The sequence below is a fragment of the Streptomyces resistomycificus genome (assembly GCF_001514265.1).
In the GTDB taxonomy this organism is placed as follows: Bacteria; Actinomycetota; Actinomycetes; order Streptomycetales; family Streptomycetaceae; genus Streptomyces; species Streptomyces resistomycificus.
The window spans coordinates 851,084-876,483 of record NZ_KQ948989.1; the positions used below are offsets into that span (position 1 = coordinate 851,084).

Annotated in this window: 23 protein-coding genes; 12 read left to right on the top strand and 11 right to left on the bottom strand. The window is 69.0% G+C overall.

Annotated features, from left to right (window positions below):
- Window positions 1–4: 4 nt before the first annotated feature.
- From grpE to AQJ84_RS08800, 9 genes are all read left to right on the top strand, one after another.
- Window positions 5–622 (top strand): nucleotide exchange factor GrpE, encoded by a 618-nt coding sequence (gene grpE, locus AQJ84_RS08765; RefSeq protein WP_030039837.1) that lies wholly within the window; start codon window positions 5–7, stop codon window positions 620–622.
- A 6-nt stretch (window positions 623–628) separates the two neighbouring features.
- Window positions 629–1,585, top strand: a complete 957-nt coding sequence (locus AQJ84_RS08770) for a DnaJ C-terminal domain-containing protein (protein ID WP_030039836.1) — start codon at window positions 629–631, stop codon at window positions 1,583–1,585.
- The gene (locus tag AQJ84_RS08775; RefSeq protein ID WP_030039835.1) at window positions 1,585–1,992 is read left to right on the top strand and encodes a chaperone modulator CbpM; all 408 of its coding nucleotides are present in this window, start codon (window positions 1,585–1,587) and stop codon (window positions 1,990–1,992) included. The genes AQJ84_RS08770 and AQJ84_RS08775 overlap by 1 nt, the downstream gene beginning before the upstream one ends.
- Window positions 1,983–4,622 carry an ATP-dependent chaperone ClpB gene (gene clpB, locus AQJ84_RS08780; protein ID WP_030039834.1) on the top strand — a complete coding sequence of 880 codons (2,640 nt, stop codon included), beginning with the start codon at window positions 1,983–1,985 and terminating at the stop codon, window positions 4,620–4,622. The genes AQJ84_RS08775 and clpB overlap by 10 nt, the downstream gene beginning before the upstream one ends.
- The gene (gene trxA, locus AQJ84_RS08785) at window positions 4,619–5,077 is read left to right on the top strand and encodes a thioredoxin (RefSeq protein ID WP_030039833.1); all 459 of its coding nucleotides are present in this window, start codon (window positions 4,619–4,621) and stop codon (window positions 5,075–5,077) included. The genes clpB and trxA overlap by 4 nt, the downstream gene beginning before the upstream one ends.
- A gap of 6 nt (window positions 5,078–5,083) precedes the next feature.
- A complete protein-coding gene (locus AQJ84_RS08790) occupies window positions 5,084–5,347 on the top strand; it encodes a UBP-type zinc finger domain-containing protein (protein ID WP_030039832.1) in 264 nt (87 codons plus the stop codon).
- Entirely contained in the window at window positions 5,347–7,128 is a 1,782-nt protein-coding gene (locus tag AQJ84_RS08795) for an FAD-dependent oxidoreductase (RefSeq protein WP_030039831.1), read from the top strand. The genes AQJ84_RS08790 and AQJ84_RS08795 overlap by 1 nt, the downstream gene beginning before the upstream one ends.
- 193 nt (window positions 7,129–7,321) lie before the next feature.
- Window positions 7,322–7,438 (top strand): hypothetical protein, encoded by a 117-nt coding sequence (locus AQJ84_RS43990; protein ID WP_259294264.1) that lies wholly within the window; start codon window positions 7,322–7,324, stop codon window positions 7,436–7,438.
- A gap of 421 nt (window positions 7,439–7,859) precedes the next feature.
- Entirely contained in the window at window positions 7,860–8,252 is a 393-nt protein-coding gene (locus AQJ84_RS08800) for a DUF2267 domain-containing protein (RefSeq protein WP_030039830.1), read from the top strand.
- Between the two features lie 255 nt (window positions 8,253–8,507).
- Here the strand turns inward: AQJ84_RS08800 and AQJ84_RS08805 are convergent, their stop codons facing one another.
- Entirely contained in the window at window positions 8,508–9,701 is a 1,194-nt protein-coding gene (locus tag AQJ84_RS08805; protein WP_030039829.1) for a PP2C family protein-serine/threonine phosphatase, read from the bottom strand.
- A gap of 144 nt (window positions 9,702–9,845) precedes the next feature.
- A complete protein-coding gene (locus AQJ84_RS43995; protein WP_225877196.1) occupies window positions 9,846–10,538 on the bottom strand; it encodes a DUF1931 family protein in 693 nt (230 codons plus the stop codon).
- A gap of 288 nt (window positions 10,539–10,826) precedes the next feature.
- Between AQJ84_RS43995 and AQJ84_RS08815 the strand changes: the two genes are divergently transcribed.
- A complete protein-coding gene (locus AQJ84_RS08815) occupies window positions 10,827–11,948 on the top strand; it encodes a hypothetical protein (protein WP_030039827.1) in 1,122 nt (373 codons plus the stop codon).
- Window positions 11,949–12,323: 375 nt separating this feature from the next.
- Here AQJ84_RS08815 and AQJ84_RS08820 read toward each other — a convergent pair whose 3' ends face one another.
- The 3 genes from AQJ84_RS08820 to AQJ84_RS08830 form a co-directional block, all read right to left on the bottom strand.
- Window positions 12,324–12,926 (bottom strand): TetR/AcrR family transcriptional regulator, encoded by a 603-nt coding sequence (locus tag AQJ84_RS08820; protein WP_030039826.1) that lies wholly within the window; start codon window positions 12,924–12,926, stop codon window positions 12,324–12,326.
- A 544-nt stretch (window positions 12,927–13,470) separates the two neighbouring features.
- Window positions 13,471–14,043 (bottom strand): TetR/AcrR family transcriptional regulator, encoded by a 573-nt coding sequence (locus tag AQJ84_RS08825; protein WP_030039825.1) that lies wholly within the window; start codon window positions 14,041–14,043, stop codon window positions 13,471–13,473.
- A gap of 118 nt (window positions 14,044–14,161) precedes the next feature.
- The gene (locus tag AQJ84_RS08830; RefSeq protein WP_030039824.1) at window positions 14,162–14,629 is read right to left on the bottom strand and encodes a winged helix-turn-helix transcriptional regulator; all 468 of its coding nucleotides are present in this window, start codon (window positions 14,627–14,629) and stop codon (window positions 14,162–14,164) included.
- A gap of 92 nt (window positions 14,630–14,721) precedes the next feature.
- Between AQJ84_RS08830 and AQJ84_RS08835 the strand changes: the two genes are divergently transcribed.
- Window positions 14,722–15,222, top strand: a complete 501-nt coding sequence (locus AQJ84_RS08835; RefSeq protein ID WP_030039823.1) for a PaaI family thioesterase — start codon at window positions 14,722–14,724, stop codon at window positions 15,220–15,222.
- 200 nt (window positions 15,223–15,422) lie between these two features.
- On the opposite strand, the gene AQJ84_RS08840 is transcribed toward AQJ84_RS08835, so the two are convergent.
- The 6 genes from AQJ84_RS08840 to AQJ84_RS44005 form a co-directional block, all read right to left on the bottom strand.
- Window positions 15,423–16,490 carry an alkene reductase gene (locus AQJ84_RS08840; RefSeq protein WP_030039822.1) on the bottom strand — a complete coding sequence of 356 codons (1,068 nt, stop codon included), beginning with the start codon at window positions 16,488–16,490 and terminating at the stop codon, window positions 15,423–15,425.
- A 519-nt stretch (window positions 16,491–17,009) separates the two neighbouring features.
- Entirely contained in the window at window positions 17,010–18,899 is a 1,890-nt protein-coding gene (locus tag AQJ84_RS08845) for a propionyl-CoA synthetase (protein ID WP_030039821.1), read from the bottom strand.
- A 183-nt stretch (window positions 18,900–19,082) separates the two neighbouring features.
- On the bottom strand, window positions 19,083–19,994 hold the full coding sequence (locus tag AQJ84_RS08850) for an alpha/beta hydrolase (RefSeq protein WP_030039820.1): 912 nt from the start codon (window positions 19,992–19,994) through the stop codon (window positions 19,083–19,085).
- A gap of 1,062 nt (window positions 19,995–21,056) precedes the next feature.
- Window positions 21,057–22,523 carry a class I adenylate-forming enzyme family protein gene (locus AQJ84_RS08855; RefSeq protein WP_030039819.1) on the bottom strand — a complete coding sequence of 489 codons (1,467 nt, stop codon included), beginning with the start codon at window positions 22,521–22,523 and terminating at the stop codon, window positions 21,057–21,059.
- 35 nt (window positions 22,524–22,558) lie between these two features.
- Window positions 22,559–23,479 (bottom strand): alpha/beta hydrolase, encoded by a 921-nt coding sequence (locus AQJ84_RS08860; RefSeq protein WP_030039818.1) that lies wholly within the window; start codon window positions 23,477–23,479, stop codon window positions 22,559–22,561.
- A 7-nt stretch (window positions 23,480–23,486) separates the two neighbouring features.
- Entirely contained in the window at window positions 23,487–24,461 is a 975-nt protein-coding gene (locus AQJ84_RS44005; protein ID WP_037802689.1) for an enoyl-CoA hydratase/isomerase family protein, read from the bottom strand.
- Window positions 24,462–24,714: 253 nt separating this feature from the next.
- On the opposite strand from AQJ84_RS44005, the gene AQJ84_RS08870 reads away from it, so the two are divergent.
- A complete protein-coding gene (locus tag AQJ84_RS08870) occupies window positions 24,715–25,356 on the top strand; it encodes a TetR/AcrR family transcriptional regulator (RefSeq protein WP_225889077.1) in 642 nt (213 codons plus the stop codon).
- Window positions 25,357–25,400 lie beyond the last annotated feature (44 nt).

Below are 25,400 nucleotides of genomic sequence, written 5' to 3' on the forward strand. Positions count from 1 at the left end.
CGCCATGCCGATCCACCCAAGGGCTTCCGACCCGGCCGTGCCGGACCCGGCCGACCCGGCTCCGGAGGGCGCCGTACGCCCTCCCCGAGGGGATCTTCCGCGCTCGGGCCCGCCGACCGGACCGGGGCCTGACACCGGCGAGGAACCCGGCCCCGACGCGGCCGGCGGCCCCGCACCGGCCGAGGACGAGCACACGGCCGAGCTCAAGGAACTCGAGGACCGCTGGCGGCGCGCGCTCGCCGACCTCGACAACCTCCGCAAACGCCACACCAGGGAACTGGAGCGGGAGCGGACGTCCGAGCGATCCCGCACGGCCGCCGCGTTCCTGCCCGTCCTGGACAACCTCGAACTCGCCCTGACCCATGCCGGATCCGACCCCGGCGCGATCGTCGAGGGCGTCCGGGCGGTCCGCGACCAGGCGGTGAACGTCCTCCAACTGCTCGGCTACCCGCGGCACGCGGAGACCGGCGTCGCCTTCGACCCGGCCCGGCACGAGGTGGTCGGCGTCGTCCAGGACCCCGACGCCCCACCGGGCACGGTCGTCGAGGTGCTGCGCCCGGGCTACGGTGACGGCGAACGCCAGCTCAGGCCCGCCGCCGTGACTGTCGCGAAGCGGGAGTGACCGGTCATGGCACGGGACTTCTACGAGGTGCTGGGCGTGTCACGGACCGCGAGCCAGGACGAGATCCAGCAGGCGTATCGCCAACTCGCCCGCAAGTACCACCCCGACGTCAACAAGGACCCGGGCGCGGAGGAACGCTTCAAGGACCTCAACGAGGCGTACAGCGTCCTGTCGGACCCCAAGACCCGGGCCCGTTACGACCGCTTCGGCGAGGACTTCAGGAAGGTCCCCGAGGACTGGGAGGAGCGGGTCGGTGCCGGCGCGGGACCCGGGGGCGGCTTCCGCGGCCGGAGGACCGCGGGCGCGGGCGGCCCTCGTGTCCGGTACACCACCGGCTTCGGCGACGACTTCGCAGCGGAGGGCGTCGACATCGAGGACCTGCTCGGCTCGCTCTTCGGAGCCGGCGGCGCCGCCGGCGGTGTACCGGGGGCCGACCAGGAGGCCGAGCTGCCGCTCACCGTCGAGGAGGCGTACAGGGGCGGCCGCCGCACCGTCATGCTCGCCGGCCCCACCGGGCAGCCGCGACGGTACGAGGTCGACGTACCGCCCGGCGTCACCGATGGGCAGCGCATCCGGCTGGCGGGCGAGGGCGGGCGGGGCAGTGGTGACGCCGCCGCTGGGGATCTGTATCTGCGGGTGCGTATGCAGCCCCACCCCCGGTTCCGGCTGGACGGCCGCGACGTCCACGTAAAGGTCCCCGTCACCCCCTGGGAGGCGGCCCTGGGTGCGACCGTGCCGGTGCCCACCCCCGGCGGCGGCACGGCCAAGGTCACGGTGCCCGCGGGCTCGTCCAGCGGCCGGCGACTGCGGCTGCGCGGCGAGGGCATGCCGAACCCGCGCGGCGCGAACGGTGACCTGTACGCCGAACTCCGCGTCATGGTGCCGCCTGACCTCGGCGACCGGGAGCGCGAGCTGTTCGAGGAGCTCGCCGCCACCTCTTCATACGACCCCAGGAGGACGTGATGAGCGACCGACCCTCATGGGCTGCGGCCGGCGGCCGGCCCGCCCGGGCCGAGGCAGGCGGGCGTCCCGTACGGACGAGCGCCGGCTCCACGGCCGTGCGGTACGCGCTCGTCCCCGTGCCCAGGCTTTCCCTGGACACCGTGGCCCGCCGCTCGGGCCTCCACCCCGACCTGGTCCGCCGGTTCGTCGCCCTCGGCCTGGTCGACGCCGAACGCGACGCCGCGGGGCACCTCGTGTTCGACCCCGCGGCTCCGGCGATCCTCGCCCGCGTCCAGCGGTTGCGCTCCGGACTCTGCCTCAACTACGCATCCATCGGTCTGGTGCTCGACCTGCTCGACCGCATCAGCCTGCTCGAAGCCGCACTGCGCGACCGCGGCGGGAGGAGTGACTCACCCTCATGGACATGAACCGTCTCACCCAGAAGTCACAGGAAGCGCTCCAGGAGGCGCAGACTGCCGCCGTTCGCATGGGCCAGACCGAGGTAGACGGTGAGCACCTGCTGCTCGCGCTCCTCGACCAGGAGGACGGTCTGATCCCCCGTCTGCTGCAACAGGCGGGCAGGGAGCCCGAGGAGCTCAGTGCGGCTGTGCGTATGGAGCTGTCCCGCCGGCCCAAGGTGACCGGCCCGGGTGCGGCACCGGGCCAGGTGTTCGTCACCCAGCGCCTGTCCCGGCTGCTGGACACGGCCGAGCGGGAGGCCAAACGTCTGAAGGACGAGTACGTGTCCGTGGAGCACCTCCTGCTGGCCCTGGCCGAGGAGGGCTCGTCCACCGCCGCCGGACGGCTGCTCAAGGAGCACGGCGTCACCCGGGACTCGTTCCTGAGCGCGCTGACCCAGATCCGCGGCAACCAGCGCGTGACCTCGGCCAACCCCGAAGTGGCCTACGAGGCGCTGGAGAAGTACGGCCGCGACCTGGTCGCCGAGGCCAGGGACGGCAAACTCGACCCGGTCATCGGGCGGGACGCCGAGATCCGCCGCGTCACCCAGATCCTCAGCCGCAAGTCCAAGAACAACCCGGTCCTCATCGGCGACCCCGGCGTCGGCAAGACCGCCATCGTCGAGGGCCTCGCCCAGCGCATCGTCCGCGGCGATGTGCCCGAAGGACTGCGCGACAAGACCGTCTTCGCACTCGACATGGGCTCCCTGGTGGCCGGGGCGAAGTACCGGGGCGAGTTCGAGGAACGCCTCAAGGCCGTGCTGTCCGAGGTGAAGGCCGCCCAGGGGCACATCCTGCTCTTCGTCGACGAACTCCACACCGTCGTGGGGGCGGGCGCCGCCGAGGGAGCCATGGACGCGGGCAACATGCTCAAGCCGATGCTCGCCCGCGGCGAACTCCACATGATCGGTGCCACCACCCTCGACGAGTACCGCAAGCACATCGAGAAGGACGCCGCCCTCGAACGCCGCTTCCAGCAGGTCCTGGTCGAAGAGCCGAGCGTGGAGGACACCATCTCCATCCTGCGCGGACTGCGCGAACGTCTGGAAATCTTCCACGGCGTGAAGATCCAGGACACCGCGCTGGTATCCGCGGCCACCCTCAGCCACCGCTACATCACCGATCGGTTCCTGCCCGACAAGGCCATCGACCTCGTCGACGAGGCGTGCGCCCGGTTGCGTACCGAGATCGACTCGATGCCGGCCGAACTCGACGAGATCACTCGCCGCGTCACCCGCCTGGAGATCGAGGAGGCCGCCCTCTCCAAGGAGACCGACCCGGCGAGCGAAGCCCGCCTGGAGGAGCTGCGCAGGGAACTGGCCGACCTGCGCGGCGAGGCCGACGCCAAGCACGCCCAGTGGGAGGCCGAACGGCAGGCCATCCGCCGCGTGCAGGAACTGCGCCAGGAACTGGAGCAGGTCCGCCACGAGGCGGAGGAGGCAGAACGCGCCTACGACCTCAACCGCGCCGCCGAACTCCGCTACGGCCGCCTCCAGGACCTGGAGCGCCGGCTCGCCGCAGAGGAGGAGCAACTGGCCGCGAAGCAAGGGGAGAACCGGCTGCTGCGCGAGGTCGTCACGGAGGAGGAGATCGCCGAGATCGTCGCCGCCTGGACCGGCGTTCCCGTCGCCCGCCTCCAGGAGGGCGAACGCGAGAAGCTGCTTCGCCTCGACGAGATCCTGCGCGAGCGCGTCATCGGCCAGGACGAGGCCGTTCAGCTTGTCGCCGACGCCATCATCCGCGCCCGTTCCGGCATCCGGGATCCGCGCCGCCCCATCGGCTCGTTCATCTTCCTGGGCCCCACCGGCGTGGGGAAGACCGAGCTGGCCAAGACCCTCGCCCGGGCCCTGTTCGACTCCGAGGAGAACATGGTCCGCCTCGACATGAGCGAGTACCAGGAGCGGCACACCGTCAGCCGGCTGATGGGGGCCCCGCCCGGGTACGTCGGCTACGAGGAAGGCGGCCAGCTCACCGAGGCCGTACGCCGCAAGCCGTACTCGGTCGTGCTGTTCGACGAGATCGAGAAGGCGCACACCGATGTCTTCAACACCCTGCTGCAGATCCTCGACGACGGCCGCATCACCGACGCCCAGGGCCGCACCGTCGACTTCCGCAACGCCGTGATCATCATGACGTCCAACATCGGCTCCGAGCACCTCCTCGACGGCGCCACCGCCGAGGGTGAGATCAAGCCGGACGCCCGCGCCCTGGTGATGGGTGAGCTGCGGGGGCACTTCCGTCCGGAGTTCCTCAACCGCGTCGACGACATCGTGCTGTTCAAGCCGCTCGGTGAGCGGCAGATCGAGCGGATCGTGGATCTGCAGTTCAACGAGCTGCGAAGCCGCCTCGCCGAGCGTCGCATCACCGTTGAACTCACCGAGGCGGCCCGAGAGTTGATCGCCCACCAGGGCTACGACCCGGTGTACGGCGCACGGCCGCTGCGGCGTTTCATCTCCCACGAGGTCGAGACGCTGGTCGGGCGCGCCCTGCTGCGCGGCGACGTCCAGGACGGCGCGAAGATCCGCGTCGACGCCGAGCACGGAGAGCTGGTGGTCACCTACGACCAGCCCGAGGACGTGAAGGGAGCGAGGGCGGCATGAGTACCGTGCAAGCCACCAACGTCACCTGCCCGCACTGCGGGCGCACCAACCGGGTACCCGTGGCCGCCGAGGGCCGCCCCAGGTGCGCCAACTGCAAGCAGCCTCTGCCGTGGATGGCAGACGCGGGCGACGACGACTTCACCGAGGTCGTCGAGCAGGCCACCGTGCCCGTCGTCGTCGACCTGTGGGCCACCTGGTGCGGCCCCTGCCGCATGGTGAGCCCCGCGCTGGAGAAGGTCGCCGCCGATCTCGCGGGAAAGATCAAGCTGGTCAAGGTCGACATCGACAAGAACCCGCGCCTGGCGCAGCGGTTCGAGGTCCAGGCGGTACCGACGCTGTTGGTCCTCGACAAAGGGCAGACCATCGCCCGGCAGGCGGGTGCCGCACCTGCCCCTGCCCTGCAGCGGTGGGTGGAGCAGTCGATCGCTGGCCGCGAACCGGCCGGGAAAGGGTGATCAGCCATGACCGTACGAACAGACCCCCACCTCGCGCTCGTGCGGCCGGTCCAGCCACGGACCCCCGAAGGGTGTCAGGAGTGTCTGCTGCTCGGCTCTCCATGGGTCCACCTCAGGCTCTGCCTGACCTGCGGCCACGTCGGCTGCTGCGATTCCTCTCCGAACCGGCACGCGCGCCGTCACGCCGCCGCCGACGGCCATCCGATCGTGGCGTCGCTGGAGCCCGGCGAGGACTGGCGGTGGTGCTTCGTCCACGAGGCGCTCGTGTGATGGCCCGCGACGAGACGCGACCAGGCCCGGCGCCCGTGCCGGACGAGGCGGAGGAGAGCGTCCCCTTCGAGACCGCCGACATCTACGGCGCCTATCCCCGCCTGCCGGACGACCAGATGGCCCGCCTGGCGCAGCATGGCCGGCGGCGCGCGGTCCACGCCGGTGACGTGCTGATCCGGGAAGGGGAGCGGTGCGAGACGTTCTACGTCGTCCTCAGTGGCTCGGTCGCCATCGTCGAGGGCTACGGCACGCCCGACGAACGTCTGCTGCGTGTGCACGGCCCCGGCCGCTTCATCGGCGAACTCGGCCTCCTGAACGGGCAGGTGGCCTTCTACACCGCCGTGGTCAGGGACCCCGGTGAGGCACTCGCCCTGTCCATGGATCAGCTGCGTGACCTGGTTACCCGGGACTCCGTCCTCGGCGATGTGGTGCTGCGCGCCTGCCTGGGCCGCCGTGCCCTGCTCGTCGGGCAGGGCGCCGGTTTCCGCATCATCGGCTCGCGCTATTCGCCTGACACCCGGCGGCTGCGCGAGTTCGCCGCCCGCAACCGGCTGCCGCACCGCTGGATCGATCTGGAGACCGACGAGGAGGCCGAGGAACTGCTGCGCCGCTTCGGCGTCGGCCCGGAGGAGACACCGCTCGTCATCTGGCGGGACACCACTTTGTTGCGCAACCCCAGCAACGCGGAACTGGCCCGGCTCATGGGCCTGCCGTCGCTGCCTGCCGGAAACCATCACGGCGATCTCCTGATCGTCGGCTCCGGACCCGCGGGTCTCGCCGCCGCGGTGAACGCCGCCTCGGAGGGCCTGGACACGACCGTGGTCGAGGCCATGGCCAGCGGCGGCCAGGCCGCCACGTCGTCCCGCATCGAGAATCTGCTCGGCTTCCCCTCCGGCATCTCCGGCGCCGAACTCACCGAACGCGCTGTGCTCCAGGCCGACAAGTTCGGCGCCAGGATCAGCGTCCCGGCGGAGGCGGCCCGGCTCGAACCGCGGGACGGGCACTACGCCGTCGGGTTCGCCGACGGCAGCGAGATCACCGCCCGTAGCATCGTCCTGGCCACCGGCGCTCGCTACCGCCGCCTCCAGGTGCCCGGCATCGAACGCCTGGAGGGAACGAGCGTCCACTACTCGGCGACCGTCTACGAGGCCCAGCAGTGCCGCACCGACCCGGTGGCCGTCGTCGGCGGAGGCAACTCCGCGGGCCAGGCCGTGCTCTTCCTGGCCGGGTACGCACCGCAGGTGTATCTGCTCGTCCGTGGACCGAGCCTCGAGGCACACATGTCCCGCTACCTGATCGATCAGGTCGAGCGCCACCCGCGGGTGCGCGTGCTGCTGCACACCGAGACGACCGAGGCACTCGGCGACAAGGTGCTGGAGGCGGTCACCGTGGTCGACCACCGTACGGGCGAGCATCGGCACCTCGCGGTGCGCGCCCTGTTCGTCTTCACCGGCGCCGAGCCCCACACCGAGTGGCTGTCCGACGCGCTCGCCCTCGACGCGCGCGGCTTCGTGCTCACCGGGGCGGAGGCGCAGGCCTGTTCCGTCCCCGGGCTGTGGCAGAGCCAGGGCCGCGACTGCCTGACGTCGGAGACCAGCCTGCCTGGCGTATTCGCCGCCGGAGACGTCCGCAGCGGCTCGGTGAAACGCGTGGCCTCCGCGGTCGGCGAAGGCGCGATGAGCATCCACTTCGTGCACCGCTACCTGGGCCACACGGCCGCGCCCGGCGGCACCGACAGCTTCCCGCACACCCGCCCGAGGGAGTCCGCTTGGCTCGGATGACTTCAAGAGAGACGACATCACGAGAAGGAGAGTGAGGCGACGGTAATGACTACGCCCGTCCGGTACCAGCGGGGTGCCGCAATGCAGGCCAGGCCGCTTGGCTGGGCACGCAATCCGCTGACGGAGTTCGATCAACTGCTCAGCGGGATGAGCGGACCGGCTGCGGCTGCCCGGAGAGGTCGACACCGAAAAGATCAATGCGCAGACGTCGGAGGGGGTGCTCACCATCACCGTCCCCGAGGCCGAGGTCGCAAAGCCCCGGCACGTCGAGATCAGCGAGACGAGTGAAAGCACCGGGAGCAGCGGTTGAGACGCGAACGCCGCGGTTCCGGACCCCCGTCCGGCACCGCGGCCGGGCCGGCGAGGCCCGACATCCGGGGTGACTCATGAACGACGTCCCGTATCCCAGCCCCTCACGGCGGCGGAGACTCGGCATGTGGCTCGCCGCCGGCTTCTTTTCGGCGCCGCAGACGCCAGGCGCGCAGCAGCGGAAGGGGGAGCAGACCCAGCGGGGCTCGTCGGCCCATGTCCGTCTGGTCCTCGCGGTCGAATGCCCGTGCGTAACGCTCGGCGTCCTGGGCCGTCGGATATCGCTTGCTTCCCGCTGCTCCGCACCCACGCGCGCAGTGCCAGAGCATCGCGTCGCCCTCATGGCGAGAGCACCCGGCCGGTCCGACAGCGCACCGGGCGACCCCCATGACCAGCGATGACCGGCGCAGAAGGAGTCAGCGATGAAATACGACGGATTCCTCGCCCACGTACGCGAGCGAGGCGAATACAAGGACCAGGACGAAGCCGCGGATGTCACCAACGCCGTGCTGGAAGTGCTGGCCCAACGGATCAGCCCGGGAGAGGTCAAGGACCTCGCATCCCAGATGCCCGGCCCGCTGGGACAGGTTCTGAACCATGCAACGCCCCAGCAGGCGCAGAGCTTCGGGATCGAAGAGTTCTACCGCCGGGTCGCCGAGCGCACGGGTGCCCGGCCGCGTACGGCACAGTGGGACGCCAGCGCAATCCTGACCACCGTGGCCGACGCTGTGACTGGCGGAGAACTGAATCAGATCATCAGCCAACTCCCCTCCAGTTACGCGGTCCTGTTCGGAAAGGCCGACCTCGCGGACTGAGCTCGTGAACGGCGTAGGCAGCCGTAAGCGGCAACTGTGGCCGTGCTGCACCCGCTTCGGGATCGTCTCCCGGTCGAGATGGCCGTACGTTCGGCGCCTAACTGCCGACCATCGTCAGCGGAACCTCGAATCCGGGTGCCGAACTCGTTTGCCGCGCTCCTGCCGTGACCCCGGTGGAGGAGGTCATGAGTGCGGTCCGACGCGCCGATCAGGCCTGCGACGCCCCGGCCGCGGCAGTACCAGGTCGCGGGCGGTTCACGGATCAGGGGGCTGCCACTCGAGCATCAAGATCGTGGCGTCGTCGCTGAGTTCGTTGTGCTGATGCTCGAGGATGGCATGGATGAGCAGGCGCAGCACTTCCGGGGCGCTCTGCCCTGCTGCGGTCGACCGGATGACGTAGTCGGTGAAGCGCTCCAGGCCGAACTCCTCGCCCGCCTCGTCGCGTGATTCCACGACGCCGTCCGAGTAGAGCAGTATTCGGTCACCGGGTTCGAGGCTGACGTCGTGCACTTGACGGGCGGTCCCGGCGAGAGTGGCGGGCAGACCCAAAGGCGGCTCAGGTGGCCGCTCCAAGGCATTGTGGAGCAGGCGGTGGCGACGTATGAGCAACGGAGGCGGGTGGCCGCAATTGCACCAGCGCAGCACACCGGTGGGCTTGTGCAACTGGGTGAAGACACCCGTGCAGAACTGATCCGGAAGCCACTTCGCCAACGCATCGTCCATGGTGCCCACGAGTTCGTTCAGGTCTGCCCCGCTGCGCCGGGCGTTACGGCAGCCTGCCATGGCGACAGAGGTGGCAAGTCCGGACGCCAGATCGTGTCCCATGCCGTCGAGTACTGCGGCGTGCAGAACGTCCTCGGTGAACGCGTGGTCGAAAGCATCGCCGCCCAGTTCGTACGCAGGCTCCAGAACCGCCGTCGACACGACCCGTCCGGTGCCGATCGACCGGGGAGGGAGAAAGGCCCTCACCATCTCCGTGGGCAGGTGCATCGGCCGGGTACGCATGCGCTGCGCGATGGTGTCACTGTAGGCGCGCTTGGACGTGATGATCAGCGCGAGGAGAAGCGCCGCCGTTCGGCAGCGCCGTAGCTTGAGCCCGTCCAGGGTGCTCATGTTCAGCTCCATGACGCCCAGCCGCTCTGCTCCGTCGGCCAGGGGCAGCCACACGTTCAGGTCTCCGGAGGGCGCTTCTTCCACTCGGGGGGAGTCGGTGCGGTAGGCCCATCCGGCCAGCGACGTGTCGAGCTCAAGTTCCGGCTCGCCTTCGACGAACGGCACCAGCAGTCTTTGCTGGATGTCGACCAGATAGATGACGGCCCTGCCCAGGCCCATGGCCTCGGTATACCGGTTCAGGACCACGGGCAGTTCCGCAGGTGATGCCGGCTGGGCCGCCCTGACCAGCTCATCCAGCAGCCGCTCCCCGGACCCGACGGACACGTTCCTGTCCATGCCTTCGATGATCCCTTCGAGGACGGGCCGTCACAATCCGAGCTCCCCGACTCTCGAGCTGGAGCACGTCGTTGCGGCAGCCGAGCAAGCAGAACGCACTGACGCTGTTCGGCCGTGGCCTTCACCGCCTGTTCCGGTCGCCGCTCACAGCAGGAGGTCGAAGACGGCCCGAGCCTCGTCCCAGTGCTGGGTCTGGGGATTTTTCAGGTCGGGGTGGAGGATCTTGAAGCTCTGAGCAAGGGCCAGGCTGAGTCCGCCGATGATGTCCGGATAGGCCGCCTCGGTCTCCTCATCGGGCGTGCGGTCCAGGGCGGGATGGGTGGCGAGCTGTTCCAGGATCGGCTTGAGTTCGACTTCCTGGTCGATCTTCCGGAAGTGGTGAATGCTCTCCTGCAGGCCTTTCGTGATCGGCAGGTCAGATGTCCGGATGATGTCGCGCCGGTCGGCCTTGGCAGTGGCCTGGGCGACGGTCAGCAGATCGTAGAGCTTGGCATCGACGAAGTCGCTGTAGCGCTTGAGATCGTTCTTGTCGACGTCCAGCCCTGCGGCCGCACGGAAGAACCTCTCGAACCTGGCGATGGACATCACGGTCATGACGGCAACCTCCGGCTGCGGGGGCCGGGTGGCTCCCGGCCCCTGGGCTTCACAGTCAGCCTGGCCGACGGGGGCGCGCGAACGCATGCGCATGCCGGGCCCAATCAACCTCCCTGTATTGCCCTGCCAGGCCCATGCGTCCGCCTGCCCGGGTTGTCGGACGGGCGTGCGGACCGAAAGCACGGCCAGAGAGCGCTCGGGAGAGCCGGTGAGCAGCAGCCAGGACCGGTTGACGCGGCCCATCCCGCCCACCAGCTGCCCCGGCGCCGGGCGGGACGTGGCGCTTTGCCCCCCAAGGCGTTCTGGATTCTCCCGCGTGGCAGGGCTTTGCGGGGATTCCGGCTCCCGGGCGGATACCGAAGCGGGGTGGCGGGTGGCGCGGCGTGCGGTGCGTACCAGGGCGATGCCCGGGAGATCCGGCCGTACTGCACCCGCAGGCGGAGGCCGGCGTGTCACGTGGCGTGGACGTTACCGCGGCGGCGTCTGTGGGCACTCGGGATCGGCGGGGCAGCCGACGAGGAGGGTCCGTTCATGCAGGTGTCGTCTCAGGGCGTTACGGTCGTGGCTCTCCTGGCGGATCCGGACGCGCCGACGGAGATCGCGCAGCGCATGGCCCGGACACTTCCTGATCGGCTCACCGACAAGTCAGGTCAGGCACGACGGTTCGACGTCGAGGTGGTCAGTGAGCCCTTCACCTCGGGGACAGAGGACCCGCCCACCTTGATGCGCAGGATCATGGACCGTGGGAGTGCGGAGAACTGGGACATCGTCGTGGCCCTCACCGACCTTCCGCTGCACTCTCACGGGCGCAAGCTCGCTGTGAATCTGAATCACGAACGCGGCTTGGCGCTGCTCTCTCTTCCTTCACTGGGGGGCCTGCGGCTGCAGACAAGAGCCCGGCGGGCCGTCGAAGAAGCCGTGCTCGGCATGGCCAGTCCGCAAACCAATGGGGCTGAAGGAACTCCGCGAAGTCAGCCGCTTCCGGGGCCCTCCGTCAATCGTCTCGCCCCTTCTTATCCGCGCCAAACCGATGAGAAGGAGACCGACGATCTTCGGTACGTCGTCAGCGGGCCGCGCGGTTACCTGCGGGTGCTCGCCGGTATGGTCCGCGCCAACCGGCCGTGGCGGTTGGTGCCGGGCTTGTCGAAAGCCCTGGCGGCCGCACTCGCCACGGGAGCAGTCGCCACCGTGAACTCCACCGTCTGGACCCTGGCCGCGTCCCTCAGCACGCCACGCCTCGTGATTGCCACGGTCGGATCTGTCGCGATCATGATCGGCTGGCTGATCATAGACGCGGAGCTGTGGCATCGAGCAACAGAGAGCTCTCCGGAGGCGAGGCAGAGGGCGCGGCTGTACAACGCCTCGACGGTCGTGACCGTGGGTATCGGCGTGCTCGTCTGCTACGTGGGTTTGATGGTCATCAACTGGGTGTGGGCGCTGTTCATCCTCAACGACCAAGCGTTCGCGGCCGTGACACGAACCCCACTGAACGCCGAGGAGTACTTGACGCTGTCCTGGTTCGTCGCTTCGGTCGCCACAGTGGGCGGCGCGCTGGGATCGGGCTTGGAGAGCGACGACGCGATCCGGGCAGCCGCCTACTCCAAGCGCGAACAGGAACGTCGCCACAGGCTCCAGGACAACCACAATGACTAGACGGAGCCCGAGTCGGATACGGCGGTGGTCGGTCTCGGGCTGCATCTCGATGGCGAGTTCGGTCGGGTCGATGAGGCCGTTGCACCACATGCAGCCGATGCCCGGGGCGATCAAGCGTGTGGTGGTGCGGATCTGCCCGACGTCACCGTCTGAGGAGACGGGGATCTTCACGCCGACTTGAGTGGCGGGGATGAGGACTCGTGGACGACGGCTTGACCCAAGTCCGGGCCGAATGGCTGTCGGCGGCCAAGGAAGATCCAGGCGCAGAGCACAAGCTCACGCAGTGCCTCGGGGTCCTCGACTCTTCGTGGGACCGTGGTCAGGCGGATCTGTGGATTTGCTCGGATTGCGTTACGGGCGGCGAGATCGGGTGTGTCACATCGCGGGTCTGGAGTGCCCGTGTTCCACGCCCAGCAGGGCGAAGGCGTTGTGGATGCCCTGTTCGAGCAGTTCGTCGGCAAGCTGCCGGTCGGTGAGGGCTCGGGAGAGCTGGAGTGTCCCGGCCATCATGGCGTAGGCGCCGAGCGCCTTGGTGCGGACCGAGAGGGGATCGTCGGGTGCCAGGCGGGCGGCGATGCCGTCGATGACCATCAGTACGCCGTCGGTGTAAGCCCGCTTGGTCGGGTCTGCGCAGCGCCGGATTTCGTCGAGCAGGGCGGCGGAGGGGCAGCCGTCGTCGGAGCTGTCGCGATGCTGGGCGGACAGGTACCAGCGCACGATCTGCTCGAGTCCTGCGCGGCCGGGTTCCGCCTGCGCGACGATGCTCGCGTTCTGCGCCTGCAATTGGTCGGCGATCGCGGTGGCGACGAGGTCGTCCTTGGATGTGAAGTGGGTGTAGAAGGCGCCGTTGGTCAGCCCCGCGTCCGTCATGAGCGTCGAGATGCCCGAGCCGTCGATGCCGTCCCGCTTGAACCGGCGTCCGGCCGCCTCGATGATCCGCTGCCGGGTCGCCTGCTTGTGCTCTTTCCCGTAGCGCACCGCGCGCTCCTCTGCTCGTCGGAGGGGCTGCTTGCTCTTGGGGCGCCCTCGTCATGATTGTATTCCGATCGTACTTCAATAGATCCGAGGCTCCAGTGACTGCCCGTTCGGTGGCGAGGTGTCGTGCCGGGTGGCGCGGCACCCCCTCGCTCGGGGGTGTTCATCACGCGTCGCGGAGTATGGCCGGCTGTGAGGCTCGCTTGCGTCCCTTCGTCCCCGTACACAGTATTATGAACGTAATTCAATTGGGCCGGTCAGCGCAGCCTCAGTGCTCGGCGAGGTGGACGCCTGGGTGATCGGAACGAGGCATGGGTCGGCACCCGCCGCTGTGTGACCTGGTCGTGCCGGTGCACGCCACTCTTCGTGCTCTACACCGGTGCCGGCCACGCGTTCCTGTTCCAGTACGCCAAGGCCTTCACCAGGCAGGTGGCCGACTTCCTCGCCGCCTGACCACACCGGCCCCGAGGGCGTGCCTCAGGGTCGTGGCGCCCTTTGGGTGAGCGGCTCGAGGCGCCCGTTCACTGACGCGACCTCGCCTTCCGCCTCACCCCATGAACGCGAGAGCGTTCTCGATCCCCAGCTCAAGGACCTCGTCGGCGCGCTTCTGGTCGGACAGGGCGCGGGACAGCTGCAACGTCCCCACCAGCATGGTGAAGAGGCCGATGGCCTTGGCCTGAGCGGACCGCGGGTCCTCGGGTGTCAGGCGGGCGGAGATCTCCTCCAGGATGGCCCGCGCGCCGTCGCTGTAGGCCTGCCTGGTCCCGTCCTCGCAGCGGCCGATCTCGTCGAGAAGGGCGGCGGAGGGGCATCCGAGGCCGGGGTGGTCCCGGTGCTCGGGGGACAGGTACTCGCGAATGAGGTCCTCGAGTCCCGGGCGGCCGGGTCGCAGGGTGCCGTACCTCGCGACCTGCGTGTGCAGTTCCTCGGCCACGACATGGGTGACGAGGTCGTCCTTGGACGCGAAGTGGGCGTAGAAGGCTCCGTTGGTGAGCCCCGCGTCCGCCATCAGCGTGGAGATGCCCGAGCCGTCGATGCCGTCCTGCTTGAACCGGTGGCCGGCCTTCTCGATGATGCGTCGCCGCGTCACCTGCTTGTGCTCCTTGGCGTAGCGCACCACGAGCTTCCTCCGTTCGCTCCGTAAGGCCGATGCTTCGCACTCAAGGGTAATCCATGGCCTGACGCGCGTAATACCATGACCGGCGTGCCCATGTCCGGCGTCCGCATGACCGGCGTGCTCACGTCCGGACGCGGGCACCGGGTCCGAGTCGGGCGGTGACTTCCGAGGCGGTAAGGGTGGAGTGCTCCGCGGAACACTCGACAATGACGCGGACCGGGGCGTCGCAGTCGGTGTGACGGATGTCCAGTACGGGCCCCTCGGGGCCGAGGGCGTACGCCTCGCCCCACTGGCTCAGCGCCATCAGGACAGGCCACAGATCCCAGCCCTTGCGGGTCAGGCGGTACTCGTTGCGGGAGCGGCTGCCCGGCTCCTGGTAGGGAACGGTCTTCAGGACGCCGGCCGCGATCAGCTTCCGGAGGCGGTCGCTGAGGACGGCTTCGGACAGGCCGATGTGGCGGTGGAAGTCGTCGAAGCGGCGGACTCCGTTGACGGCGTCACGCAGGATCAGCAACGTCCATTTCTCTCCGACCACGTCGAGCGTGCGCTGGACGGGGCAGTTCTCCGTGCTCGCCTCAAGCCACTCCATCCCGCCATCGTAAGGTTCTGGCTTCGTCATTGACAGTCAGGCGAGCGGGAAACTAGCTTCGTTTTCAAAAGTCAGACGGAAGGTGCCCGGTCGTGGGACGAACGCGTACGTATCAATGGGAAGATCCCGCGATCCTGGCGGAAGCCGCCGGACGCATGGCCGGCATCGACTTCCTGCGTGAGTTGCAGGCGGGGCGACTGCCGGGGCCGCCCATCAACTACTCCATCGACTTCACTCTGAGCGAGGTGGAGCCCGGCAGGGCGGTCTTCTCCTTGACACCGGGTGAGGAGCACTACAACCCGATCGGCAGCGTGCACGGCGGCATCTTTGCCACCTTGCTCGACTCGGCGGCTGGTTGCGCAGTCCAGTCGACCCTTCCCCAGGGTGTTGCGTACACCTCGCTCGACCTCACGGTGAAGTTCCTGCGACGGATCACCGTGGACACGGGCACGGTGCGCGCCATCGGTACGGTCGTCAACAAGGGCCGTCAAACCGCCCTCGCTCAGGCGCAGTTGGTCGACGCGAAAGACCGTCTGCTCGCCCACGCCACCAGCAGCTGCATGCTCTTCCCGGTGCCTCCCTCGCAGAGGTGAGCCTCGGCGGCGACCGGTATCGGTCTGGGTCGTGATGCCGGACTCCCTCGATCTCGGCGCAGAACGCCGGAGTGCGAGGTGAAACGACTGCGGCGCACGTCGGTGGCAGCCCGATGACTCCTCGGGTCGCCGGCCGCCGTGCGCCGCAGTCGTGCCCAGACGACCGAAGGGCATGATTCCTTCGGGCGCTGTGCTCTTCGTCAGGCGGCGTGGGTGGGGTAGTCGGTGTAGCCGGCCGCGCCACCGCCGTAGAAGGTGGCGGGGTCGGGGGTGTTCAGAGGGGCGCCGGCGCGTACGCGCTCGACGAGGTCGGGATTGGCGAGGGCCATGGTCCCGACGGTGACGACGTCGGCCAGACCTTCTTCGACGTCCTTGGCGCGGGTGGCGATGTCGGCACCGGCCCGGTTGAGGATCAGCGTGGTCGGCCACAACTTGCGGAGGGTGAAGAGGAGTTCCTCGTCGCCGCCGTGGCCGATGTGCAGGTAGGCGAGGTTGAGGGGGGCAAGGGCGCGCAGGAGGTGCGGGTAGAGCTCGTGCGGGTCGCTCTCCGCGAGGTCGTTGAGCTTGAAGGGGTTGCCGGGAGAGATCCGGATGCCGGTGCGGCCGGCGCCGATCTCGTCGGCCACGGCCGTGGCGACCTCCACAGCGAAACGGATGCGGTTGTCGAGGGAGCCCCCGTACTGATCCGTGCGCTGGTTGGCGCTGGGGAAGAGGAACTGGTTGACCAGGTAGCCGTTGGCCCCGTGGATCTCGACGCCGTCGGCGCCGGCCGCGATGGCGGCCGCGGCGGCGCTCCGGAAGTCGTCGACCGTCGCGGCGACCTCCTCGGTGGACAGCTCGCGCGGCTCCGGCATCTCCTGGAGCCCGGACGGAGTGAACATCTGGCCGGCCGGCTTGATCGCGGAGGGTGCCACCGGCTGCCGGTGGTGGGGGGTGTTGTCCGGGTGGGAGATGCGCCCGGTGTGCATCAGCTGGATGACGATGCGTCCGTCGGCCTTGTGTACGGCGTCGGTGACCTTGCGCCAGCCGGCTATGTGTTCCTCGGTGTAGATACCCGGGGTCACCGGGTAGCCCTGGCCGTCGGCGGAGGGCTGGGTGCCCTCGGTGATGATGAGCGCGTGCGAGGCGCGCTGGGCGTAGTACTCGGCGTTCAGCTCGGTCGGTACGCCGTCCGGGGTGGCCCTGCTGCGGGTCAGGGGGGCCATGGCCAGCCGGTGCGGGAGGGCGATCTCTCCGACGACGGTCGGGTTCCACAAGGCGTTGAGCATGGGGGATTCCTCTGATGGGTGATGGGTGAGGGTTGCGAAAGGGGCGGGGGCGGACGCCGCGTGGACGTGGGCACCGGGCTCTTCTGCTCCTGGGCCCGAAGACGCACCCGCCCTACCCCCGCCGGGCGAGCCGGCGTCGGGACTATCAAATTACGATCGTAATACTATGTAGTCGGGCGGGCCGTCGCAAGTGGGGTCCCCGGGTGGGTTACGAAGCCTTGTGGCGCAGCTCGCGCAAGAACCTCACGCCAGAGCGGATGAGGGTTCTGCAACGGAAGCTGGAATCGCCTGCTCCGCGCCCAGATGACCTTGCCCTCGCGGTTGTGCCGTGTGCCTCAGTGTTCGGTGAGCTGGGGCGACGAGGAGCAGGCGGCCGCGGCCGCCCTCGTCGAAGACTCGGGCACGGCGCAGGTGCGGGGCGGTGCTGCTGGCGTCGGAGACTTCGCACGTCAGGGCGGGCTGAAGGATCATCCGCAGTGGCGCGCCCGCCCACCGTCAGCCAGGGAAGGCGACAGTCGATCACGGGGTGTGGCCAGCGCGGCGGAGAACAGGGCGCAGGGCCTCGATGACGCCGGGGTCGTCCACTGTGGAGGGGATGGGTTCGTCGTGCCCGTCGGCGATGCCGCGCATCGTCTTGCGGAGGATCTTTCCCGAGCGGGTCTTGGGCAGGGCGGCTACTACCGCGACGTCCTTGAGGGAGGCGACGGCACCGATGCGCTCGCGCACGAGCTGGACGAGTTCGGCCTCGACCTCGCCTGGTTCGCGGTCGACGTCGGCTTTCAGGACGACGAAGCCGCGCGGTACCTGCCCCTTCAGGGCGTCGGCGACGCCGATGACGGCGCATTCGGCGACGTCGGGATGAGCGGCCAGGGCCTCTTCCATGCTGCCGGTTGACAGGCGGTGTCCGGCGACGTTGATGACGTCATCGGTGCGGCCCATGACGAAGACGTAGCCGTCGTCGTCGATGTGACCGCTGTCGCCGGTCAGGTAGTAGCCCGTGTAGGCGGAGAGGTAGGAGGCGACGTACCGGTCGTCGTCCTGCCAGAGCGTGGGCAGCGCGCCGGGCGGCAGCGGGAGCCGCACGACGATCGCGCCGTCGACGCCTGCGGGCACCGGCTCACCCGAGGCGTCGAGGACCCGGACGTCCCATCCTGGCAGCGGGCGGGTGGGAGACCCGGGTTTGAGGGGAGCCGCCTCGATGCCCACCGGGTTGGCGACGATGGGCCAGCCGGTCTCGGTCTGCCACCAGTGGTCGATCACCGGGATGCCCAGGAGATCGCTCGCCCAGTGGTAGGTCTCGGGATCGAGGCGCTCGCCGGCGAGGAAGAGGTGGCGCAGACCGGTCAGGTCGTAGCCCGCGGTGAGAGTTCCCTGCGGGTCCTCCTTCCTGATCGCCCGGAACGCGGTGGGTGCCGTGAACATGGTCTTGACCCCGTACTCGGCGGCGACGCGCCAGAACTGGCCCGCGTCCGGGGTGCCCACCGGCTTGCCCTCGTACAGCACCGTCGTCGCGCCGACCAGCAGTGGCGCGTAGACGATGTACGAGTGCCCGACGACCCAGCCGACATCGGAGCCGGTGAACATCGTCTCGCCCGGCCCCACGTCGTAGACGGCCCCCATCGACCAGTGGAGGGCGACCGCGTAACCGCCGCAGTCACGCACGACTCCCTTGGGCTTTCCGGTGGTTCCGGAGGTGTAGAGGATGTAGAGGGGGTCGGTTGCGGGGACGGGAACACAGTCGGCCGGCGGCGCGGCAGCCACCAGGTCGGCCCAGTCGAGATCGTGAGGCCCCAACTCGGCCGTCTCCTGCGGGCGTTGCAAAATCACGCTCTTCTCCGGCTTGTGGGCCGCGAGCTCGATCGCCTCGTCGAGCAGGGGCTTGTACGCGATGACACGCTTGCCCTCGATGCCGCAGGAGGCGGAGACGACCACCTTGGGGGCCGCGTCATCGATGCGCAGCGCGAGTTCGCGCGGGGCGAACCCGCCGAAGACGACCGAGTGCACCGCGCCGATACGTGCGCAGGCCAGCATCGCGACAACGGCCTCGGGGACCATCGGCATGTAGATCACCACACGGTCGCCGTGCCCGACACCGAGCCGCGCGAGTGCTCCAGCGAAAGCCGCCACCTCGGCCCTCAGCTGCACATAGGTGTAGGTGCGCCGGGTGTCGGTCACCGGTGAGTCATAGATGAGCGCAGCCTGTTCACCGCGGCCGGCCTCGACGTGCCGGTCGACCGCGTTGAAACAGACGTTGAGCCGACCGTCGGGAAACCAGCGGTGGAAGGGGGCGCCCGAGGAGTCCAGGGCGCGTCGTGGGGTGACATCCCAGTCGATGCCCTCCGCCGCCTTCAGCCAGAAGCTCTCAGGGTCCTCGTTACTGGCGCGGAAGACATCCTCGTACGTTCCCATCGCGCACTCCTTTGTGGCATCAAGGGACGGTCGTGTGGCTGTGTGCGGAACCGTGTCGGACACAAGTACCGCATGCCGGCCGACATGGTCGAGCAGGATGCCGGCGACCGGCGGACCGGTCACCGGCATGGCGGTGGTGCGGCGGTCCGGCCGAAAGGCCGCTCCGCCCGGTGTGGCTTCAGCTCACGCGCCGAGGTGCTTGCGGAGCCACTGACCCATCTGCTGGATCGCCTCGTCCACCTCGGGTACGCGCCCCGCGCCCAGGACGAACGAGTGCTGTCCCTCGGGCAGCGGGTGGACCTCGGAGGTGACCTTGAAGTCCTTGAGGCGACGGCCCAGTTGGGCGCCGTCGTCGGCGAGGGTCTCGTACTCGCCGTAGAGGACGATCGTGGGAGGCAGGCCGGTCAGATCGGCGTTCACGAGGCTGATCTTCGGATCGGCGAAGTCCACTCCGGGCTCCTGGAGCCAGGCTCCACGGAAGAGCTCAAGAGTGTTCCTGCTGAGCATCTTGTCGTTGTCTTCGTTCTCGTCCACCGACGCGTTCTGGATGGTGAGGTCGGTCCACGGCGAGACGCTGACGATCGCGCCCGGGGTCGCCTCCCCCTGCGCGAGCAGGCGCAGCGGGAGCATCACCGCGAGGGTGCCGCCGATCGAATGGCCCGTGCTGCCGATGTTCCGCGGCTCATAGCCCTGCGAGAGCAGCCACCGGTACGCCGTCTCGGCGTCGTCGAGCTGCGCCGGGTAAGGGTGTTCGGGTGCCAGGCGGAAGTCCACGACGAGGGAGCGGGCACCGGCCGCCTTCGCGATGTGGCCCGCAGCCTTGCGGTCCGAGTGCATCGAGGCGGTGACCGACCCGCCGAAGTGGAAGTGGAGCAGAGCCCGGTCGGGATCGGCTCCCTCGGGGATGGCCCAGAGGGCGGGGACGCCGCCCGCGTCCACCTCGGCGTACGTGACGCCTTCCGGCTCGGTCGACGCCTTGTGGTTCGAGTCGACGATGTCGCGGACGATGGCCAGGTCGAGGCCCGGCGTCGAGGACTTCGCGCTCACGCTCTCGAGGAACTGGGCGAACTGCCGTGCCTCTGGGCTTGCTCCCATGGTGGTGCTCCTTCGCAGGTTGCTGCCACGCCCACGTCCCGCGTGTTGCAGCCAGATTGATGTGCTGGTCGTGACGCTACTGGCTGAGTATAGAAAAGTAAACTCAGGTAGATCGGGATCACCTCTGGCTGCGGGGGCGCGGCGGCGCTGTGCGGGCGACCGAGAGTGATCACCTCGACACCGCCTGGGCGGCAGGCGCGACAACAAGGCACGCGGGGCACGGGGCTCCGTAGACTGCCGCGGCAGTCGGCAGCCCTCGGATTCGGGGTCGGAGCAGAGGGCGCCGTTGGACAACTCCCGTGTCCGTCATGGGCGTCGAGACGCGCGAGCCGTCGATGTTGTTCCGCCCGGCGCGGCGAGCATCTCTCGCCCCTGCCGTCGCGTCGTCGGCCCCGCGTGATCGTGCCAGGAGGATGCCGTGTGGCCGGCCTGATCTCAGTTGCCGTCGGGCGTCATTGAAGCGCAGGACGCCGTCCGCCGGGTGTGCAGCACGACGTCGCTGGAGGAGGGCAGTCGGCCGTCGAGACCGCGAGTACGGCCCCGCCCGGGTGCCATGCGCGCGAGTTTCGACGACTACCGCGCCATGGAGCAGGACGGCGCCCTCGACGACATCGACGCCGCCGAGGGCCACCGCCTCACCATGCCGGTACTGGCGCTCTGGGGTTCCGCAGGGCTGCCCTCCCGCCTGCCGACGCTGGAGATCTGGCGCGCCTGCGCGGACGACGTCACCGGAGCAGAAATCCCGGAGTGCGGCCACTTCGTCCCGGAAGAGCAACCGGAGGCGCTGCTGCGCCATTTGCGGTCGTTCCTGGCCGACGAGGCTCGTCGGTGCCCCTGCCACCGTGACGAGAACGGCGCCCCTGCGGGTCCACAGCCTCACTGGCCGGCCGGGGCAAGTCGTCCGAGAGCCTCCCGAACCGAGGGGCGGCCCAGTTGCTTCCGGTTGGGCCGCCACTCAGTCAGATCCTGGTCGAGACCGGGACACCCGCCGAAGCGTGCCCCGCGGCGCCGCGCTGACGGATATGCGCTGCCTGGGCATCCAGGCTCGGCGCGCGGTGAATCTCAGGAAGCCGCGACGTGGGCAGCGCGCAAGGAGACTTTGTCGATCTTCCCGACCGCGTTCTTCGCTATGGCCTCTACCACGAAGAACCCGGTCGGACGCTTGAAGCCGGTGAGGCTGCGCGCACAGAGCTCCCGCAGCGTCGTCAGATCGACGGTCACGCCTGGTCGCGGCTGTATGTAGGCCACGACCACCTCTCCCCACTTCTCGTCGGGTACGCCGATCACGGCGGCTTCGAGCACCGACGGGTCGCCGGTGAGGACGTCCTCGATCTCCTTGGGGTAGATGTTCTCCCCACCACGGATGATCATGTCCTTCGAGCGCCCGACCAGGGTCAGATAGCCCTCGGCGTCGAGGTGACCCACATCGCCCGTGTGCAACCAGCCGTCGACGATGACTCTGGCCGTTTCCTCGGGGCGGCCGAGATAGCCACGCATGACGTTGGGGCCCTTCACGAGGACCTCACCGTCCGTGCCCGGCCCCACCTCGGTACCTTCGGCGTCGACGATCCGGATCTCCTGGCCGGGGAAGGGAAGTCCCACGGTGCCGGCACGTCGGGGGCCCGCGACGGGGTTGACGGTGGACCCGCAGGTTCCTTCGGACAGGCCGTACCCCTCGACAAGAGGGAACCCGTACCGGGCTTCGAACCGGTTCAGCAGCTCGGCGGAGGCAGGTGCGGCGCCACAGACTCCGAACCGCAGCGACGATGTGTCGGGCCGCACGTCGTCCGGGAGCGCAGCGAGCATGCCGTAGATCGTCGGCACGGCGCTGAAGAAGGTGGGGCGCTCCTGCTCGACGAGGTCGAAGAAGCTGTGTGGGTCGAAACGGCGGCCCGCGATGACGACGCTCGCCCCCGCGAGAAGAGGCGTGAGAATGCTGACCACGATGCCGTTGACGTGGAAGAGCGGCAGGATCAGCAGGCACCGGTCGGCTGGCCCGATGTCCAGGGACAGACGGCCCATCTCGGTCATGGCGTCGATGTTGGCGTGGTCCAGCATCACGCCCTTGGGCACCCCGGTGGTGCCGCTGGTGTATATGAGAAGAGCCAGCGCGGACGAGTCCACATGCGGTGCGTGATCCGAACTCACGCCTTCCTTGGCCAGTGCGCCGACGGCGAGTACGGCAGTACCGTCCGTGACGGGCGCCGCGTGGTCTTCGACCACCAGCAGACGCGCACCGGAGTCCTTGACCTGTCGGTCCACCTCGACGTCGGTCATGCTCGGGTTGACCGGCGTGACGGTGGCGCCGATCCGCCAGGCGGCGAACAACAGCAGCACGAACTCGATGCGGTTCGTCAGCTTGAGGGCCACGACATCGCCGGGACCGATGCCGAGGTCCTGGAGCTGACGCGCTGCCGCACGGACGCGGTCCAGCAACTGAGTGTTGGTGAGTGACTGGCGCCCGTCCGAGACCGCTGCCCCATCGGGGTCGTGAGCGGCGCGACGGTCGGGCAGTGAAGCGAAGTTCATGGCGGGCGTACCTGTCTCGGTGTTGTGCGATCCGGTCAAGGAGTCGATGCCGGCGCGGGGCGCAGCTGCCGGGTGAGGAACTCGATCTGGTCGCGGACCAGGGTCTCGAAGGTCTCGCCGGTGTAGAAGTCGAAGTGGCCGGCGTCGTACCTCTTGATCTCTCCCCGGGGTGCGGTGCGCGCGTACCGGAGGGTCTGGGCGGGAGGCGTGACGGAGTCGGTGTTGCTGACGCAGAAGAGGATCGGCATGGCGACCTTCTTCGCCGCACGCCCAGGCCGGTAGGTGGCGATGGTCGGAATGACCCGTGCCGCCACCTCGTTGCGGAACGTCGTCCCCGCCGGTTGCAGCGCCTGATATCCGGGCAGGGCGTCCGGAGCGTTCATGAGGGCCGGCGAACCGGGGGCGGAGGCGATGGGAACCATCGCGGGCGCCTTGCCGCGCACTCTGGCCGCCATGTCCCGAGCGAGCACGGGGGTCATCCTGAGCGAGGCGACCGGGCCGAGCGCGAGCGCGGAGGCGAGACCATCGGTGAACGGGCACTGGGACACGGCCGCGCGCAGTTCGGGATGCCGAGAGGCGACGGTGATGGCGTGGCCTCCGCCGAAGGAGCTGCCCCACACCGCGATGCGGGAGCGGTCGACGTCGGGGCGGGCCTTGACGTAGGCGAGGGCGGCGTCCCAGTCGGCGAGCTGACGCTTGATCGACAGGAGCTGGCGCGGGTGGCCGCCGCTGTCGCCGAAGTGCCGGTAGGTGAAGGCCACGGCGGCGATGCCGGCTTGAGCGAAACGCTCGGCGAAGGCGTCCAGGCGCATCTCGCGGGTGGCGCCGAGGCCGTGCCCGAGGATGACGACGGGCGGGGAGGTGACGCCGGTCGGGAGGTAGAGCCATCCGGCACAGGTGCTGTCGCCGGAGGGGAAGGTGATGTCGTGGCGGGTGAAGGAGTGCGCAGTGGTCATCGTCTGCTCACCGCCGCGTCGTCTTCGTCGAGCGGTGCCCCGGCACGCTGCCCGAGGCGAGCGCCTGGGCGTAGGTGTCCGGGTCGTAGAGCGGGAGCTCGCCGGTGGCGTCCGTCGTCTTCATGTAGTCGAGCATCAGTTCCTGGCCGTCCTTCGACATGACTCTGGTGAAGAACTCGGCGCGTTCGACGTGGAGTCCGTCCTCCAGGGACATCGAGCCGCCGAAGTACACCGACCTCTTGGCGGCCGCGACCGACCCCTTCGACCGTCGGCCGAAGTGCTCCGCGAGTTCGACCGCCTGCGCGACGACCTTGTCCTGGGGTACGACCTTGTCGACCGCCCCGTTGGCGAGCGCCTCCGCGGGCGTGAACGGCTTGCCTTCGAGGATCGCGGCCAGGGACCGGTGGGTGCCGATCAGGCGGGTCAGCCGCTGGGTGCCGCCTCCGCCCGGGATGATGCCGAGGAGGATTTCGGGCTGGCCGATGAAGAAGTCCCCGTCGGCCATGACCCGCAGATCGCAGGCCCAGGCGAACTCGGCGCCGAGGCCGAGAGCCGAACCGTTGAGGGCGGCGACGAAGAGGACACCGCTGGCGTTCATCCGGAGGAAGGTCGTGTGCAGACGCTCCAGCTGGAGGGCCCCGCGCATCGGGGTCCTGCGCATCACGGGCCCGAGGAGACGGGACCGGTCCACGTGCTTGGCCATGCGTACGACGGCGGCGGCACCGCGTCGGCCGACCGTCGGGCTCGCGGCGCCCTCTTCCTGCAGCCACCGGACCGCGGCATGGCTGACGAACCGCTCGGGATGTGCCCCGGTGAAGACGACGGCACGGATGCTCGGATCGCGGTCGACCCGGTTCACCAGCTTGTCCAGCTGATGGGCGATATCGAGGCCGAACAACTGGTGCGGGCCGCCGTCGACCCGGACGACAAGGACGGCTCCGCGGTCCTCGATCTCCAGATGACCCTTGTCTTTGTATGGCATGGATTCTGCTCCCGTGCTGAGTTCATGGGGGAGTGCAAGGCGAGTGAGGGAGGGGCTACCGGCGCCAGGAATCTGGGACAGTGCGTGAAAGCCCGTCCGGGGAGGCGCGCCCGTGTCCGAAACGGCACGTCACTCGAGATGTGTACTATTGCCGTGTCGAGTTAGATAACCAAGTTATTTCAAGAGTGTCAATGGTGGAGGCGCGAGAGGCATGGCAGGGCGGCCGAGGCTCGATGACGCACCGGAGCGGCTTGTGCGAGCCGCTGTCGGCCTGCTGGCCGAACAGGGGCCGTCGGCCATCAAGGCGCGTACGGTGGCATCCGCGAGCGGGCTGTCGACGATGGTCGTCTACGGCCACTTCGGTGGGATCCCCGAACTGATGCGCGCCGTCGCCGACCACGGCTTCAGGGAGCTCGGCGCGGCGTTCGCCCAGGTGCCGGTGACGGATGATCCGATCGCGGATCTCTTCGCCATGGCTTTGACCTGCCGCCGAGTGGCCCACGAGAACCCTCACCTGTACGACCTGATGTTCGGCCTGTCCACTCGTGCGACGTACCGGCCGCTGTCGGACGCGGACCTTCGCTTGAGCGGACATTCGCCGGCCTTCCGGGACGCCCACGTCCATATCACCGCGGCATGTCGACGGCTCGTGGACTCGGGCAGGGCCGAGCGGCAGGAACCTGAAGTCATCGCCGCCCAGTTGTGGAGTCTGGTCCACGGGTACATCACCCTTGAACTGGCCGAGCACTTCGGCGAGTTCGAGGACCCCGTGGAGCAGGTGCTGCTGCCGATGGGCGTGAACTTCTCTGTCGGTCTGGGCGACGAGCGGGAACGGGCCGAAGCCTCGCACGAGGCGGGCGCGCGCCTTTACGACTCGATCGTTCAAGGTCGGTGAAAGTCGGTAGGGCGGGTCGCTGTCCCGCGCGGGAGTACCCGTGT